The organism is Roseateles sp. (genome assembly GCF_052436255.1).
GTDB lineage: Bacteria > Pseudomonadota > Gammaproteobacteria > Burkholderiales > Burkholderiaceae_C > Pelomonas.
In genome coordinates, this window is the sequence record NZ_JBQVNP010000112.1 from 1 (window position 1) to 17,125 (window position 17,125).

General features: G+C 64.6%; 10 protein-coding genes and 1 pseudogene. 8 read left to right on the forward strand and 3 right to left on the reverse strand.

The window, feature by feature from the left end; genetic code table 11:
* Positions 1–233 precede the first annotated feature (233 nt).
* Positions 234–635 (reverse strand): hypothetical protein, encoded by a 402-nt coding sequence (locus tag ACT6S0_RS20270; protein ID WP_444765594.1) that lies wholly within the window; start codon positions 633–635, stop codon positions 234–236.
* Positions 636–711: 76 nt separating this feature from the next.
* A pseudogene (locus ACT6S0_RS20275) lies at positions 712–1,871 on the reverse strand (IS3 family transposase).
* Between the two features lie 256 nt (positions 1,872–2,127).
* On the opposite strand from ACT6S0_RS20275, the gene ACT6S0_RS20280 reads away from it, so the two are divergent.
* The 8 genes from ACT6S0_RS20280 to ACT6S0_RS20315 all read left to right on the forward strand — a co-directional run bounded on the left by ACT6S0_RS20280 (position 2,128) and on the right by ACT6S0_RS20315 (position 16,866).
* The gene (locus ACT6S0_RS20280; protein ID WP_444765595.1) at positions 2,128–5,781 is read left to right on the forward strand and encodes a P-loop NTPase fold protein; all 3,654 of its coding nucleotides are present in this window, start codon (positions 2,128–2,130) and stop codon (positions 5,779–5,781) included.
* Positions 5,782–6,206: 425 nt separating this feature from the next.
* Positions 6,207–7,361 carry an AAA family ATPase gene (locus tag ACT6S0_RS20285; protein WP_444765596.1) on the forward strand — a complete coding sequence of 385 codons (1,155 nt, stop codon included), beginning with the start codon at positions 6,207–6,209 and terminating at the stop codon, positions 7,359–7,361.
* Positions 7,358–9,577, forward strand: coding sequence for a S8 family peptidase (locus ACT6S0_RS20290; RefSeq protein WP_444765597.1), 2,220 nt, complete (start codon positions 7,358–7,360; stop codon positions 9,575–9,577). The genes ACT6S0_RS20285 and ACT6S0_RS20290 overlap by 4 nt, the downstream gene beginning before the upstream one ends.
* A 53-nt stretch (positions 9,578–9,630) precedes the next feature.
* A complete protein-coding gene (locus ACT6S0_RS20295) occupies positions 9,631–10,410 on the forward strand; it encodes an RNA polymerase sigma factor (RefSeq protein ID WP_444765598.1) in 780 nt (259 codons plus the stop codon).
* Positions 10,407–11,000 (forward strand): hypothetical protein, encoded by a 594-nt coding sequence (locus ACT6S0_RS20300; RefSeq protein ID WP_444765599.1) that lies wholly within the window; start codon positions 10,407–10,409, stop codon positions 10,998–11,000. The genes ACT6S0_RS20295 and ACT6S0_RS20300 overlap by 4 nt, the downstream gene beginning before the upstream one ends.
* 3 nt (positions 11,001–11,003) lie before the next feature.
* The gene (locus ACT6S0_RS20305; RefSeq protein ID WP_444765600.1) at positions 11,004–14,432 is read left to right on the forward strand and encodes a UvrD-helicase domain-containing protein; all 3,429 of its coding nucleotides are present in this window, start codon (positions 11,004–11,006) and stop codon (positions 14,430–14,432) included.
* Positions 14,433–14,530: 98 nt separating this feature from the next.
* Positions 14,531–15,460 (forward strand): multiubiquitin domain-containing protein, encoded by a 930-nt coding sequence (locus ACT6S0_RS20310; RefSeq protein ID WP_444765601.1) that lies wholly within the window; start codon positions 14,531–14,533, stop codon positions 15,458–15,460.
* The gene (locus tag ACT6S0_RS20315) at positions 15,460–16,866 is read left to right on the forward strand and encodes a ThiF family adenylyltransferase (RefSeq protein ID WP_444765602.1); all 1,407 of its coding nucleotides are present in this window, start codon (positions 15,460–15,462) and stop codon (positions 16,864–16,866) included. Before ACT6S0_RS20310 ends, ACT6S0_RS20315 begins: the two co-directional genes overlap by 1 nt.
* A gap of 119 nt (positions 16,867–16,985) precedes the next feature.
* Here the strand turns inward: ACT6S0_RS20315 and ACT6S0_RS20320 are convergent.
* On the reverse strand, positions 16,986–17,125 hold a 140-nt coding region (locus ACT6S0_RS20320), incomplete at its 5' end, for an integrase core domain-containing protein (RefSeq protein ID WP_444765538.1).

Consider the following 17,125-nt stretch of genomic DNA (forward strand, 5'->3'; position numbering starts at 1 on the left):
GCCGCGTTTGTGACCCACGACGAGGCGCCGCTTGAGGTCTTGCAGATCATCCGACATTACGTTCCCACTTCGATGCAAGTGGGAACGTAGGCTCTCAGCTCAACGCCCGGTGCACAAGGGCGTGGTTTGTTGACCGCTTACGTCAGTCCGAACGTGAGCGGCCGGTGGACCGCTGCAGACTGATCTTGGATGTTCGCCATTCAGCCTTGAGTGGCAGCTCTTGCCAAGAGCGGTCATCCGAGCTGTTGCACGCCGGCCGGCAGCTTCAGCCCTGGAACGGGGCGTTCGGCGTAGCGTATGCACGCGGGCCCGATCCGGCGCTGCTGAGAGGCGGCACGGCGGAGCTGGTTCGGCCAGCCGCGCCGCGCGTCAAGCTGCACGAACTCAACGCCGCGCTGCTGATCGGCATGGAAGCCTGTTCGGGTACCGATGCCCACTGGGAACAGCTGCTGATGGACGCTCAACCTCGCTGGCGCGGCGGCCCTGCGCACCTGGGTCGATCGCATCCCCGGTTCATGGCGCCACGCCCAAAGCCCTGCCACGCAGTTGCGCCAGGCCCGCGGCAAGGCTGAGCGCAAGGATCCCGCCATCAACGACAGCGCCTGCTTACCGCGCGGCTGGAGCTTCAGTGCCACCGGCGGGCTTTGTCCGCCACGAGGTCAAGCGGCTGCTGGTGATGTTTGCGTGACCTGCCCCCTTCCGCCATACCAGCTATTGCGAGGGAGTCCTAGGGGTCAAGGGTATCGCCAGTGCGGCGGTTGAAGGTGAACCTGCATCGCCAGCATGCTGGCGATGCAGGCGTGCGAAGCACCTGGGTGGCATGCGGCCGATGCTCGAATGCGGTCGCACCTCGTTGTAGTCCTGCACCTAGGCCTGGATCACGACCCGGGCTTGGGGCAGCGTCTCGAACCAGTGCTCGTTGAGGCACTCATCGCGGAACTTGCCGTTGAAGCTCTCGATGTAGCCGTTCTGCGTCGGCGCGCCTGGCTCGATCAGGATGTGCTTGATGCCGTGTCGCTGGGCCCAGCCCAGGAAGGCACGGCTGGTGAACTCTGGCCCGTTGTCCGTGCGCACCGCTAGCGGGTAGCCCCGGAACCGCGCGGCCTGATCCAGCAGCCGCGTCACGTACTCGCCCCCGATACCGAAGTCCACCGCGATGTCCACGCACTCGTGGCTGAAGTCGTCGGCCACCGTCAGGCACTTCAGCCGTCGGCCGTTGCATAGGCTGTCCGAGACAAAGTCCATGCTCCAGGTGGCGTTGACGTGGCTGGCTGCCACCAGGGGCGTGCGCGTCCCCACTGGCCGCTTGGCCTTGGCGCGCTTGCGCACGGCCAGGTCTGCAGCGCGGTACAGCCGGTACACGCGTTTGTGGTTGACCCCGGGGTGGGCAGTGCGCAGCAGGTCGTGCACGCGCCGGTAGCTGAAGCGCCGGCGCTGCAGCGCGATGGTCTTGATGGCTTCAGTCAAAGTCTGGTTCTCCGGGCTCACCACGGGTGGGTGGCGGTAGGCATCTCGGCTCAGCCCCACAAGGCGACAGGCGCGGCGTTCGCTGAACTGGTGTTCGTCCACCATGCGACGCGCGGCGTCCCGACGCACTTGCGGGGCTAGCGCTTTACGCCCAGCACGCTCTTGAGCGCGTGCATGTCCAGGTGCGCTTCGGCCAGCAGCTTCTTGAGCTTGCCGTTCTCGGCTTCAAGTTCTCGCAGCCGCACGGCCTCGCTGACCTGCAGGCCGCCGTACTTGGCCCGCCACTTGTAGAACGTGGCTTCGCTGAAGCCTTCCTTGCGGCACAGCTCCTTGATGCCCATCCCGGCCGTGGCCTGGTTCAAGAAGCCAATGATCTGCTGCTCGCTGTACTTGCTGGTTCTCATGTCCGTCATTCTCCGAAAGGACGGACTCGCTCTCGTTTAGGTTGGTACGGCGGGAAGGGAGCAGGTCATGCGGGCACGACCCGGCTGCGCTCGGTGCCTTACGCGCTGCCCTCGTGTTCGATGAAGCCGAAGCCGAAGCCGACGACGCAGACGCTTCAATGCGGTCAGTGGCGATGGCGGAATCCCCGCCCGTCACGCAGTGCAGCGCCGATAAAGTTGAGCCTGCAGCGGTTGACAACAAGACAGGGAGTGCATCGTGCAAGCGATCCAGGACAACGCGCCGATCGACGCCTTTCTTTCGTACCGGGAAGGCGAGACCCGGGTCTCGGAGATCAACGAGCAGCTCAAGCAGAACGGGCTTAGGACCCACTATTTCCATGACACGGTGAAGCCGGGCGATCCGGTTGACGAAGGACCGGCGCTCAGCGAAGCACACTGCATGGTGGTGTTCCTTGGCGACCGCGGGTGGGGCAGGACCCAGCTGCAGCAGGTTGCGACCTTCCAGTCCACCGGGCGGCGGATTCTCCCTGTCCGGATCGGCGCCGTGTCCGAAGCCGCCGGACTCGAACTCGGCGGGCTCTTCAGCCGGTTGCTCTACGTCGACCTCACCAAGCACGACGACACGAAGCTGGCGCAACTGGTTCAAGCGATCCGCGAAGCCAACGGGAGTACGAACGAGCTAGACCCGCTCTCCCGGGTCGGGCGCGAACCATCCTTGGCGCCGAACGCCTCGCCTGACGAGCCGCCCACCAGCGCCCGCATCGCCCATGTGCTGCACATCCTCAAGGACGGCAGCGATCGGGAGCGCCTGGACGCGCTGAGGCAGCTCGGCGGCCTGCACGCCAACGACCGGGGCGCCCTCGCCTTCATCCTTCGCAGGCACCTGCGCGGCGACTTCGCCGTAGGGACCGAGGACAACTTCGCGGCGGCCGTCCGCTCACCCAAGCGGCTGGCGTCGATCCGATCCTGGATGCTCAGCGCGCTGATCCAACTGGATGCTGAAGGCAACGCCGACCTGATCCTTCAGCACCTGCAGGAGTCCTATGAGCCCGATCGCAACGTGCGCTTTTGGACGCTGGCGGGACTCTACGGTCGGCAGGTGAGCTTCGCGGATGACGCGATCGATCTCGCCCAGGGTGACAAGGAGCCCGAGATCCTTCTGCTGGCCGAGCTCATGTGCCGGTCGTCTGAGCCCGAGCTCGTCGAGGAGCTCACCAAGCGGCTTCAAGCCAGCGATTTCGAGACGGTGTGGCAGGTGCTCCGCGCCTTGCGCATCGTCCCGGTGCCGCCGTTAGCCCCGGTGCTGACCGAGATGCTGTTCTCGTCGGCCAGCGATACGGCACTTGCGTACGACGTGCTCTACGCATTCACGCCGCCGCCGATGGCCAAGGCAGCAGCTCCCCTTCTGCTGGAACGGTGGACATCGGCCCGCGTCACGCGGGAGATCGTCACGACGACGGCCGGCTCTGCCTACCAGGCGGGCGAGCACTTCGTGCATCTGCTGAGCCTGCTGCCTCCCTCGGAGACGATCGGCGCACTAAAGCAGTGCCTGTCCGACCCGCGGCTACGGCATTCGGCCGAGCAGTTGCTGAACCAGCTGCACCGCCTGAACAACGAGACGGCCAGCCGCGCGCGGCACCGGCCGGGCTTCCACAGCGACAAGCCGGGCGACACCACCGATCGCCTGGGCATCACCGCTGAGGCCCGGACGTTCGCCGCCATCATGACGGCGCACGACGTAAGCCCGCCGCTGGCCATCGGCCTGTTTGGCGACTGGGGCTCTGGCAAGAGCTTCTTCATGGGCGAGATGCGCCGCCAGGCGGAAGCGTTCTCCGACCAGGCCAAGCTGGACGACAGTTCCCCCTTCTGCGCGCAGGTGGAGCACATCGAGTTCAACGCCTGGCACTACGCCGACAGCAATCTGTGGGCTAGCCTGGTCAGTTGCATGCTTGAGAAGCTGCACGGCCGGGTGAACGGCCTCAAGACCCCGGCCGAGGAGCGCGCCGAGATTGAGCGGCAGATGCTGCAGGCGGTGCAGGACCAGCAGAGCGCGGTGCTCAAGGCGGAACAGGCCGCTGAGGAACTACGCAGGAAGAGCGAGCAGTTGGCGACGGCGGAGGCCGAGCGCCAGCAGCGCCCGGTCAAGGTCACGGAGCTTGGCGCGGAGGACTGGAAGCGCCTAATCGAGAAGGACGCGAACGCCAAGAAGGCCATCGCCACCATTGCGCAGCGGCTCGGCATGGGTGACCTCATGGCCGCCACGACTGACTGGCAGGCGGCGCTCTCGGAGCTTCGGTCCCAGACCGAGGTCAGCGTCAGCTTGGCTCGTGCCGTCTCTACAGAATCGCGCAGGCCGCTATGGGTGGCGCTACTGGTCGCCGTCATTGTGATCCCGCCCGTGGCGTTGGCAGTGAACCACTGGCTGGCTACGGACCAGACCCAGGCGTGGATGGTCAAGCTCGGCGCGATCTTTGCGCAGATCACCGCCGTGCTCGTCGGCTCGGCCACGTGGATACGCAAGGCGATGGCCAGCTTCAGCGATCGCAGGAAGGACCTGGAATCAGCGCGGGACTGGGTGAACCAGCTCCTCCAGGCTAAGCGCGACGAGGTGCCCGCGTCGGAGACCCAGCTCAAGGCCGAGGTCGACAAGGCCACGGCCGCCAAGGTCGCGGCCGACCAGCAGGTCGCCGCAGCCCAAGTCGAGATCACCCGGCTCGAAGTCGAGCGCGAGAAGATCAGCCTGGCGCGATTCCTCAGCGACCGCCACAAGTCCGACGACTACCGCAAGCAGTTGGGCATCTTCACGACGATCCGGCGCGACTTCGAGATCCTGGTGGACCGACTCAAGCCCGCGCCGGGACGGCGCGCGCAGCTCGATCGCATCGTGCTGTACATCGACGACCTGGATCGCTGCCCGGCCGACAAGGTGGTGGAGGTGCTGCAGGCCGTTCATCTGCTGCTGGCCTATCCGCTGTTCGTGGTGGTGGTGGGCGTGGATTCGCGCTGGCTCCTGCACTCGCTGTCCAGCCACTTCAAGCAGTTTGACGAGCACGTCGCCCGGCTGAGCCGGGAAAACGAGGACGACGAGTCGGAGCACTGGACGGCCACGCCGCAGCACTACCTGGAGAAGATCTTCCAGATCCCCTACGCCCTGCGGCCGATGACCGACGGCGGTTTCAGCCAGATGATGGACGCACTGCTCAAGCCGGCCGGCGACGGCTACGTCCTGCCGCCGATCGTTTCCGAGGTGACACCTGAGGAACCGACCGCCCCCACGACCGGTTCGGGAATCACCCGGTACGTGGCCGTCCCCGAGGATCAGGCCAGCCGGCTTGCCCAGCAGCCGAATGTCGCCTTGGCCTCGTCAGTGCCCAAGGCGGGCGCTGACGACAAGGGAGCGTCCGGTCCGGCGCCACAGCAGGCCGGCAGCAGCGACGAGTCGCAGGACACGGTTCTGGACGAGGCCGCGTTGACGATCCAAGCCTGGGAGACGGAATACGCGAAGCGGCTGCACGCGTTCATCCCGTCGCCCCGGGCCGCCAAGCGCTTCAGCAACGTCTACCGCATCATGAAGGCCACGGTGCCGGCCAACGAACTGGCGCGCTTCGAAGGCTCAGCGAACTTCCCCGGCGAGTTCCGGGTAGCGATGATCCTGCTCGCCCAGCAGATCTCATCGCCGCACCGCGCGGCGCAATGGTTCGAGTTCCTCGCGGAACAGCCGCCCGCAGGACGCCTGGACGACGCGCTGCTGCACCCCCCGGAGGGCCGGCACCACGTCGTTAACGGGATCAAGGAAGCACTGGAAGGTCTGATCACCGACGATGCGCGCGACCTGCCCATCGAACGAGTCCAGCATTGGCTGGCCATCGTCGGTCGGTTCTCGTTTGATCTCACGCGGCGCAGGATCTGAAGCCAGTTGCTCAGGCGCTAACCAAGCCACCCACTGCAGCGTCACCAACTCCACAGACTCCTTGCTTTTCATGGTGCCCGGCGATGGATCAACTCGGTCGTGTAGACCCGTTGATCGTCTCCGGCAAGGGCGTTGACCTCAGTGCCAACGTCGGTCGTGGGCGCAGCGAGTGGTCCTCGCGTCGTTTGGCCGGTCCTGTGCTTTGAACCGTCACGCCGACGCTGCGCTCCATCATGCCCGCCGCAGAGCGGCCCTGCTACTTATCAACCGCCTCCCACTAACTCGAGGCTTCTGCGCGGCTGACGATGTCACGGAGGCGTCCTGCTGCGACTGGACGCCGCCATTCAATGTCGGGTAGAGTGTCGCCCACTATCTGTGAAAATGATTTTCTTGCAAATCAATGAGTTACAGAAGAAATGGACTAAGTGGTTGATATACATTCAGATTTAGCCCAGGTTGTTCGTCTGGCGCTTGCGGAGCAAAGCGAGGATGTGCGTCTGTTCGTCGCGCGGCTCGTTCGTAAGTACCGCACCGAGTCGCCGGAATTGGCCGAGCAGCTGGACATGTACTTGCGCGCGAAGGTGCCTAGGTCCGCCGCGCCATTGCGTAAGGCCATCCAGAGGCCCGAAGTGCCTAGGCAGGCACTGCCGATCGACGACGAGTCGCGGCTGTCGTTGCTGAAGGTCTTCAAGGATGCGCCGGATCGCGAACCTCCCCTGCTGTCCCCTGAGCTGGAGGAAAGCCTCGGCCAACTGATCGAGGAACGGCGCCAGGCTGATCGACTGACGTCAATGGGTTTGGTGCCTACGCGCTCCGCCATCTTTGTTGGCCAACCTGGGGTCGGCAAGACGTTGACCGCGCGTTGGCTGGCGGCGCAGCTTGGGGTCGAGCTTTACGTGCTCGATCTCACCGCGGTCATGAGCAGCCTGTTGGGGCGCAGCGGCAGCAACCTACGCGCAGCCCTCGACTTTGCCAAGCGCACGCCTTGCGTCTTGCTGCTGGACGAGATCGATGCCATTGCCAAGCGACGCAGCGACGATGCTGACGTAGGGGAGTTGAAGCGCCTCGTGACGGTGATCCTGCAGGAAGTGGACGAGTGGCCACCAACCGGGCTGCTCCTGGCTGCTACGAACCATCCGGAGCTGATCGACCCGGCACTCTGGCGACGATTCGACCTAGTCGTCGAGTTCAAGCTTCCCGACCTGTCGGCCGTGAAGGTCGCGGTCAAGCGCTTCCTTGGACCTAACTTCGCGCTGTTCGGTAGGTGGCTGGACATCCTTGCGTTTGCCTTTAGCGGGGAGTCTTTCAGCGACATTGAGCGCGACATCCAGCGCTTCAGGCGCGCTGTGGCGCTCGGTACGGCGTCGGATGCCGAGATGATCGAGGAGTTCATCAAATCACGCGCGTTGAGCTTGAGTCACCAGGGGCGCATCGACATGGCGATCCTGCTGGCCAAGCAAACGAGGCTGTCCCAGCACAGCATTTCGGAAATCACAGGCGTCAGCCGCGACACGATCAGGAAGTACACCGGAGAGGCGACACCGACAAAACGGGTAGCAAAGAAGAGGGCTGAGGCATGAGCCAGACGAACTTCCTGATCGGGAGAGGGGAACTCCTGACGCATGAGATCAAGGGCCCCAAGCGCAAGCCCGGCAAGGCGGAGGTCTATACCTTGCAGCAGGCCGTTCAACGCATGCGCCCCCAGTTTCAGGAGGCTGCCGCTAAGTTGGATGCGTTGCCAGAGAACGCGTGTCCCGGCGACTTCGGCGTCGCGCGTCTGACGATGAACCCGAGCTACATCGCCCGCTCGTTCTTTCCCGTCGCGATGCTGCGGACTGTAGGCCTTGAGTCAGTCGGCAGTCGGACCGTGAAGCTCACGCCGGACGGCTGGACGAAGAAGGGTGACCCGCGAGAATGCACCACGACCGAGCTGTTTGTCGCGGGCAAGCGCCAAGCGTTCCGCCACTTGAAGGCGTGGACGCGCGAGATAGAAACCGAGTCGGACGAGGCGCTCGACTTGGCGCACATTGAGCGCTTCGCCGCGTTCACGCCTGAGGAGCGTATTGTCTCCCTCGGCAAGAAGAGGGAGCGGTTCTTCGAGGTTGGTCTTCACCTGCTGCCCGATGAGGATCGCCTATTCGTCCAGCGTGCCTTCGCGAAGTTTGCCAAAGGCGTCGAAGTCAAGGTCCATGCCGATCTGGGTTTCACGGCGGGCAATCTCTGGTTCGTGCCAGTCGAGGGCGCACACAATGGCATCGAGCGACTGGCGGAGTTCGTGTTCGTGCGCGTAGTGCGTCCCATGCCCAAGCTGCGCGGCCTGCGGCCGGTCCAGCGCACTGCTGGCGTGCTGGTCGGCTGCACGCTGCCCGGGGAGCAGCCGCTGTCCTCCGAGCCGAAAGTCGCAATCCTCGATGCTGGCCTTCCCGAGCATCACGCGATCGGTCCATGGCTGCGCTCGTATCGCCTACTCGACGAAGATGCGGACGACGACCCCAATGGCCCGGAGCATGGCCTGGGTGTCACTTCCGCGTTCCTCTTCGGGCCGATCCAGCCGAACAGTTTGGCCGCGAGGCCATTTGCCTATGTTGATCACCTCCGGGTGTTGGACAAAGATCACGGGACAGAGGATCCGTTGGAGCTATATCGCACGCTGGGCTTCGTCGAAGAAGTCTTGCTGTCGCGGCAGTACCAGTTCATCAACTTAAGCCTGGGACCGGACCTGCCCATCGAGGACACGGATGTGCACTCCTGGACGTCGGTGATCGATGACCTGCTGAGCGATGGCGACACGCTGATGACCGTCGCTGTCGGCAACAACGGCGAGATGGACCGTGCGGTCGGCAATGCGCGCGTCCAGGTTCCTTCGGACTGCGTCAACGCGCTGGCCGTCGGCGCGGCGGACGCGACCGACGCGAATTGGTCCAGGGCGTCGTACAGCGCGGTCGGCCCCGGACGCAGCCCCGGTGTGGTCAAGCCCGATTTGATGGCCTTCGGTGGCGATGCCGCCGGGTACTTCCATGTCCTCTCGCCCGGCCGCAGGGCCGCCTTGGCGCCTCAGCTGGGCACGAGCTACGCATCACCGTACCTGCTACGCAATGCGGTGGGTGTCCGGGCGATTCTGGGTGCCGACCTTACGCCGTTGGCCATCAAGGCACTGCTGGTTCATGCTGCCGATGCCTCGACCCACGATAAGCTGGAAGTGGGCTGGGGTAAGGTGCCCGAGGACCTGATGGACGTGATCACTTGTCCGCCCGGCACCGCGCGCGTCGTCTACCAAGGCGAACTCAAGCCGGGCAAGTATCTGCGTGCCACGCTGCCGCTTCCGATCGGTGGACTGACAGGCAATATCCAACTGAAGGCGACGTTCTGCTACGCCTCACCCACCGATCCTCAGGACGCCGCGGCATACACCAGGGCTGGGCTCGAGGTCGTCTTCAGGCCGAGCGACAAGAAGATCGAAGAGGGCAAGGCGAACGCCCAGACCAAGGGCTTCTTCGACCTGAAGCAGTACGCGACGGAAGAGGAGCGCCGTTCCGACCTCGGAAAGTGGGAGACCGTCCTGCACGGCAGCAAGCGCATGCGGGGCAGCAGCCTGGACAACCCTGTCTTCGACATCCACTACAACGCGCGCGAAGCGGGCGGCCGTGCCGTCGGCGCCGAGAAGATCCGCTACGCGTTGATCATCTCCGTCGAAGCGCCGAAGCACGCCGATCTCTACAACGACATCCTGCGTGCCTATGCCAAGACCCTCGTGCCGATCCAGCCGCAGGTGTCCTTGCCGATCCGCATTCGGTGACGGCGGGCGGAGTGGGGCAGGTACAAGACGGACTGACGGGAAGGAGGAGAGCGATGCCGGAACCGCTGAAGAGCAGAGACAAACACGGGACTCCATTCACGCGGCCGCCCGAGATCGAGGCCTGCTTGGCGAGGCTGGAGTCGATTGATGCCGCGGCTCGCCTGCAGGCCTTCGCCATCCGGTCGAGGAAGAGTACCGGCTATGTGCCGTCGGAAACGCTGACGTATTTCCTGCGCCGCGCCCACGCGACGGGCGCAAAGGACGAGTTCAAGCAGATATTCGGACTGCTTATGAAACGGGTCGGTCAGTCCTTGGTTGCAACGGTCTCGGACTCCCGCATGACCGGGGCGGAAGACATCCGAGAAGAAATCATGGGCAGATTCGCCGAGCGAATCGCCAAGGACTGCAACGGCCGTTTCGCCATGTTGGACTTCTTTGAGGTGCGGTTCGACCTGGCGTTCGCCAGATTCCGAAAGTCCGTGCTGAGGCAGATCGGTCCCTCGTCGGTACTCACCGAGCCGCTGTCCACGGAAAGTGAAGAGGGTCAGGACATTTCTCGGGAGATCGAGGAAGCGGCGGCCGACTTCCTGGGAGGGGACCCGCAAAAAATTGACGATCCGGCTTTCCGGTTGGAGCTGGAGGCTGCGATTGATGCATTACCAGACGATCAGAGACGGGTCGTTGGCTTGCTGCGGCAAGGTTTCCTGACCCACTCAGAGGATCCCAAAATCATGACTATCTCCAACATGCTGAACTGCGATCAGAGGACCGTGCGAAATCGCAAAGCCAGAGCGTACAAAGCCCTGAAGGCCGCTCTTGAGGGGGATGTATGAGCACTTCCAAGCCCTTCGCTGCAGACGAGGAATCCGTGCTGATGGCGTTCTCCATGGAGGCCAGCCATGGCCGGGAAATTCTTGAACGCTACATCAGCGAGTACCCGCAGCATGCGACCGCGCTCATCGATTGTTCGATGGATCTGCTTCATGAACCACCGGCAGGCGATGTTGCGGCGACCGAGGTGCTGGACAGCGCGGTGGACAAGGCTTGGCAGCGGTTCGAACGGGCTGTCCAGCAGGCCGACGTGGAGGTAGCGAATCCGTTTGCCACGCTCAATACGAGCGGCTTCAAGTCGCTCGCACGCAGCCTGGACGTCAGCAATCTCTTCCTGATGCGCGTGCGCGATCGGGCCATCTGTGCTGCCACCATTCCCGCCCGATTCGTCGAGAAGCTTGCATCGGAGATGGGTACCACCGTTCAAGCTATGTGCGCATACCTGCAGGGGCCACCGGGTGTGGCTTCCGGACAGGCTTTTCGGTCAAGTGTGAAGCCGAGTGTGGGCGAACAAATCACGTTCGGCCAGGCGGTCACGACTTCACAGCTCACGCCGGAACAGCAGGCGACGCTGAAGGCATTGTCGGACTGACCCATGGACACCACCGAGGCCGCTCGCCGGGAAGCAGAACGACTGCACCGCGCGAATTTCGCGGCCGGCGGCGATCCGACCCGACCTCTGGCGTTCGCGCTTCGGGAGGTCACAAGTCGCGGCTTGGATGTGTACGCGCTGCAAGAAGGAGACTCACAGCTCAAGGGAGGCAAAGCCACGTTCGACAGTCAGGCTGGCGGCATCCTCTACGAGGATCGCGGATCGGACTTCGAGCGTGCGTTCTTGATCGCACACGAACTCGGCCATGTCGTGCTGGAAGGGGGCACGCTGGACGTGGTGACGGTGGATGTCGAGGCCGACCGATCGATGGAGGACGCGCCGGTTGGCGTCGATCGCGTCCTTGACTACGGGGTGCACGAGCGACGCGAGGTAAAGATGGACCTCTTCGCGCGCGAGTTCCTGCTGCCGCGCCCCGCGTTGCGCGATCTGCATGTCAACGAAGGGCTGACATCCGACGCAATCGCCAAGCGCTTCGGCGCGCCGCTCGCCGTGGTGCAGCAACAGTTGCTGGATGCGCTGCTGATGCCACCCGCCCCAGAGCCGCACCCCGTGGGTGCCGGCGCGGTGGCGGGTTCGATCACCCCGGACCCCACGCAGGCTAAGGCGGCCGCACATCGAGGTTTGGCGTTCCAACTGCAGGCAGGGCCGGGTACCGGCAAGACGCGGACGCTTGTTCGCCGCATAGAAGGGTTGCTTGCGGACGGCGTTGATCCCACCACGATCCTGGTCCTCACCTTCTCGAACAAGGCGGCCAATGAATTGTGCGAGAGGATCGCCGCGAGCAATCCTGTCGCGGCGGCGGCGATGTGGATAGGCACATTCCACGCATTCGGCCTGGACATCGTTCGCCGTTTTCACGACCGGCTGGCGCTGCCGCCGGACCCACGGTTGATCGATCGGACAGAGGCGATTGAACTCCTGGAGGACGAGTTTCCGCGGCTCGACCTGAAGCACTATCGCAATCTCTGGGACCCGGCCCTGGATTTGAGCGACATGCTAAGCGCGATCTCACGCGCCAAGGATGAGGTTGTCGATGCTGCGGGTTATCGCGCGCTCGCGCAGGCCATGGCAGCGCGGGCGGGCGCCGACCAGGACGCCACGGTCCGCGCCGAGAAGTGCCTGGAGGTTGCCACGCTCTTCGAGGCGTACGAACGGCTGTTGACCGCGCGTCAGCTGCTGGACTTCGGCGATCTGGTGGCGCTGCCGGTTCGTCTTGTGGAGGGTAGCGCCGAGGTAAGGGACGCCCTGCGTGCTCGCCACGAGCATGTGTTGGTGGATGAATACCAAGATGTCAACCGTGCCTCAGTCCGGCTCCTGAAGGCCATCGTCGGCGACGGCCGCAACCTGTGGGTTGTTGGCGATGCGCGCCAGTCCATCTACCGCTTCCGCGGCGCTTCTGCGACGAACATCGCACGCTTTGCGATCGACTTCCCCGGCGCACAGGTCGCTCAGTTGGGCGTCAACTATCGCTCCGACGAACAGATCGTGGATGTGTTCACCGAGTTTGCGCGCGGCATGCAGGCATCCGTCGCTGCTTTGCCGTTGAGCCTGCGGGCCGACCGTGGTTCCACCGGAGCACGCGTTGAGCTTCGCGTTGCCGGGTCGGCTGACGATGAAATCTCCGCGCTTGCCGCGTCGATCACAACTCTGCACGACCAGGGCATTGCCTATGGTCGCCAAGCGGTGCTGTGCGCGTCCAATGCGCGCCTGAACGCCATTGCCGGAGGCCTTGAGGCTAGGGGCATTCCCGCGCTGCACCTGGGCAGTTTGTTCGAGAGGCCGGAAATTAAGGATCTGCTGGCCTTGCTCTCGCTAGTGACCGACCCGCGGGCGGCTGCGATGGTGCGTGTGGCAACCATGACTCGGCACCAAATGCCCTTGCAGGATGTCATGCGGGTCATCGAGCACCTGCGGGTGGCGAATCCCGGTTCGCTAGGGTGGGCGGCTATGCATACCGAGGTGCACGGCCTGGCAGACGACAGTCGAGAAGCTCTTGCTCGCCTATCCACGCTCTTTGCAGGCGTAAGCGCATCGACAAATCCCTGGGCTTTGCTTGCTAGATGGACGATCGATGGCCTCGGACTCGCGAAGACGCTTTATCGGACGGGCGATGCGCGAAGCCGGATGCAAGGTCTGGCGATCTGGCAGTTTCTGAATTTCTGTCGCCGGCAGCCGAGAGGGCAGGGCGTACCAGTGCAGCGGCTGCTCGATCGCATTCGGCGCCTCGTGCTGCTCTCAGAAGATCGTGGGCTGAGCCAGTTGCCGCGCAGCGCCGAGAACATCGATGCAGTGCGCTTGATGACCATCCACGGTAGCAAGGGGCTGGAGTTCGATGTCGTTCATTTGCCTGGCATGGTGACGTCGGGCCTGCCGCGCAACAACGTGCCGCCGCGCTGTCTTCCGCCGGATGGTCTGATCCATGGCTCGGAGGGACTGACCGGCATCGAGGCGGTGAAGGCCGGCCACGACGAGGAAGAAGAGTGCTTGTTTTTCGTGGCGCTTTCCCGAGCCCGCGACAGGCTGCAGCTGTATGCCCACGCCAGGCAGGCCGATGGTCGTGCCCGCAGCCCCTCCAAGTTCATCGCCCCAATCGACCGACTCCTTGTTCGTCCGGCACCGGTGCCGTTGCAAGCCGGCGCGACATCGACAGGCGTGCCGCTCGCCATCACATGGCAAGGGCGTCCGCAATGGACCGATATCCAGGTCAACCTCTTTGAGCGTTGCCCGCGCCGCTTCTTGTACACGCACGTGCTGAGGCTCGGCGGTCGGCGAACCGAAACCGCATTCATGAAGATGCACAACGTCGTGAGCGACGTGTTTGAGTGGTTGAAGCGAGAGCACGAGACGACAACCCCCACGATCGACGAGCTGGCAGCACGCTTCGAGGAGGCATGGCGCTTCAAGGGCGCGACAGAGCATGGATATGCCGAAGACTACCGCCGCATCGGCAAGCGGCTCGTCGACTTCCTCATCGAGAGCCGCAGCCGCGGCGCGGCTGCGCCGGCGCCTCCCATCTCGTTGGGGTGGGCGGAAGGCGAGATCCTTGTAAGCCCGGATGGCGTAGCTCATGGAGCCGGTGGCCGCGTCACGGTGCGGCGCGTGAAGACGGGCAAGCAGCGATCAAATGCCTTCGATGACATCGAGTACACGGTTCTCCAACTCGCTGCCGTCCAGGCCTATGGGCCGCATGCGCAGGTCGAGGTGACCTACCTGAGCAGCGAAGCCATCCAGCCGATGGAAATCTCGTCGCGCAAGCTGGAGTCCAGGCGCGAGAAGCTGCAGACCTTCCTTCAGGCGATGCAGGCCGGGCAGTTCCCCGCCAAACCCGAGGCGCGCAGCTGCCCGCGCTGCCCGAGCTTTTTCCTCTGCGGTGACCTGCCCGGAGGGGTGTGGGTGCAAGAAAAAGTTTGACCGGCCTTTCCGGTCTGGCGCTGGGCCGCGATTGACTGAGTAAGGGGGCCAGAAAGCCTGCAATCCCGCAGGTGGGGCTCTCCAAGAAAGGCAATCAAATGCAAACCCAAACCCACAGCGGCGATGACCGCTCCGATGTCGAAGATGTCGCTGCGGCGATCCGCGAAGGCCGTAGCCTGCGACCGGCCGCGCTTTACCGGATCGTCGTCCTGGACGACCAGCTCCGCGAGCGTTACGTCGATCTCGCCGATCCGGTGCCGACCGCGCGCCAGATCCTCCAGGCCGCTGGCGCGCGCCCGGTCGATGAGCACAGCGTCTACGCGATCCTGACCTCCGGCGAGTTCGAAGACCTGCGTCTGGACGAAACCTACGATCTGCGCGGCCGCGGCGCGGAGCGCTTCGTCATCTTTCAGACCGACCGCGCGTTCAAGTTCACGATCGACGACCGTCAGCTGGAGTGGGGCAAGCCTAGCATCAGCGGCCGCGTGCTCAAGGCGCTGGCCGGCGTCCCGCCGGAGACCTATGACGTCTACCTCGAAGTGCGCGGCGGCGGTCAGGACGTCCTGATCCGCGACGGCGACTTGATCGACCTGAGCAAGCCGGGCATCGAGCGCTTCATTACGCTGATCCGCGACACCACGGAGGGTCTGCTCGCGCTGCCCGGCGCGGATGAGCGCTATCTGAGCACCCACGGTGTGGTCTTCGAGACCGTGAGCGACGGCGCGCACACGGGCGTCATCTTCAAGCAGCTGCCGCTGCCCGCCGGAAAGTTCAACCACGTCGCGGCCGACGTGCTCGTTCTCCTGCCGCCCGGCTATCCCGATGTCGCGCCGGACATGTTCTATTGCGACCCCTGGCTGACGCTTCAAAGCGTGGGGCGCTACCCAACCTGCGCCGACCAGGCCCACGCATTCCAGGGCCGCAGCTGGCAGCGCTGGTCGCGTCACAACACGGCGTGGCGCCCGGGCATTGACGGCCTGCACACCATGCTCAAGCGCATCGAGCACGCCCTGGCGGAGGCGAAGTGATGTCGCCGGCTGCTCTGGACATCGTCCTGCTGGAGCCGCACGAGGCGGCCCTGCGCTCGCTGCTGCAAAGGGAGAACGGGGCCGAGGCGTCCGCCTATGTGCTGTTCGGCAAGGCAGACATCTCGGCAGACCCATGGTCGCGCCTGCCTCGCACCAGGCTGATCTCGCACGAGGTCATCCCCGTCGCGGCCGATGAGATGGTCTCGGCATCGCCGGTCCACGTCACATGGTCCACCCGCGGCTTCATGCGCGTTCTCGGCGTCGCGAAGGAACGCGGCTTGGTCGCGGGCCTCGTGCACACGCATCCAAACGCGGCAGCGTTCTTCTCCCACCAGGATGACCGAAACGAGGCGGAACTCGCCCGGACGACGTTCAACAAGGGCGTTCCCGGCTTGGCCAGCATGGTGTTCGGCCGCGATGACGCTATGGCGGGCAGGCTCTGGATCGCACCCGGCGAGACGGTCACGGCATCCTCGATCTCGCTGGTAGGCAGCCGGATCAAGATCGCGCGTACGGTGGCTGCAGCTGACGAAGATCAGTTCCTGGCGCGGCAGGCCGCGCTCTTCGGCCGAGGGTTCAATCCTGTCGTGCGCGGACTGCGGGTCGGCGTCGTAGGGGGCGGCGGCACGGGCAGTGCTGTCGCGATGCTGTTGGCGCGACTGGGCGTCGGCTTTCTGGGGCTGATGGACAAAGATACCATCGATGTCACTAACCTCAACCGCGTGCATGGCTCGCGTGCCGCGGATGTTGCCGCCGGCCTGGCCAAGGTGGACATCCTCGCGCGCGAGATTCGCGCGGCCGGCCTCGGCACCCAGGTCGTCATCAAGAAGGAATGGGTCGGCCACCCTGATCTGCGCGACCTGCTGCGCTCCTGCGATGTGCTGTTCGGTTGTACCGACGACCATCAGGGGCGGCTGACGCTCAACCGCCTGGCCCACTACTACGGCATCCCGCTGATCGATGTAGGCCTGCGCATGCGCGCAGCACGCAGCGGCGCGGACTACGACATGACGGGCCGCGTGTCGACGATTCGCCCTGGCAATCCTTGTCTCATGTGTCTTGGCGTGGCCGATCCGCGCCGCGCTGCGGCCGAAGGGCTCCGGCGCAGCGACCCGGCCGAGTTCGAGCGGCGTAAGGCGGAAGCCTACGTAGATGGCGGCGGGGACCCCGCGCCCGCCGTGGTCACGTTCACCACGGCCATCGCCTGCGCGGCCGTGGATGAACTCATTCAGGGGCTGACCAGTTTCCGCGGGCCTGCGGGCATGACGCACAACAGGATTCGCCGCTTCGACCGTGTAGAGGATCGCGCCATGACCTGCCGGCCTGTCGCTTCATGCCCGGTTTGTGCCAGCCAGGCGAGTTGGGGACGCGGGGATGTGAGTCCATTCCTCGGCGTGATCGGCTGACCATGAAGCGACTTATCGCGCGCTCGCTGCGGCGGCTCGGGTGGCTTCGCTACGACCTGCTCGTTTCTGCGGTCGCGGAGCATCCGGGCAGAACTCCCGTGCCGCCGGGTGAGCTGTGGCTAGTTGTAGTTTCTCAGGACGTTGTTCACCTCAAACCCCAGCCGTGAGGCGGGAGGTTTGTGGCCGGTGGCAGAGTGAGGGCGATGGAAGTTGTAGTGCTGCATCCAGGGCGCAAGCTCAGCGGCGCGGACGTCGGAGC

What these genes read in the sequence shown, in the direction of transcription:
- ACT6S0_RS20315 (WP_444765602.1), top strand. Translation starts at nt 15,460, where the DNA reads ATGTCGCCGGCTGCTCTGGACATCGTCCTGCTGGAGCCGCACGAGGCG.
- ACT6S0_RS20300 (WP_444765599.1), top strand. Translation starts at nt 10,407, where the DNA reads ATGAGCACTTCCAAGCCCTTCGCTGCAGACGAGGAATCCGTGCTGATG.
- ACT6S0_RS20305 (WP_444765600.1), top strand. Translation starts at nt 11,004, where the DNA reads ATGGACACCACCGAGGCCGCTCGCCGGGAAGCAGAACGACTGCACCGC.
- ACT6S0_RS20290 (WP_444765597.1), top strand. Translation starts at nt 7,358, where the DNA reads ATGAGCCAGACGAACTTCCTGATCGGGAGAGGGGAACTCCTGACGCAT.
- ACT6S0_RS20310 (WP_444765601.1), top strand. Translation starts at nt 14,531, where the DNA reads ATGCAAACCCAAACCCACAGCGGCGATGACCGCTCCGATGTCGAAGAT.
- ACT6S0_RS20295 (WP_444765598.1), top strand. Translation starts at nt 9,631, where the DNA reads ATGCCGGAACCGCTGAAGAGCAGAGACAAACACGGGACTCCATTCACG.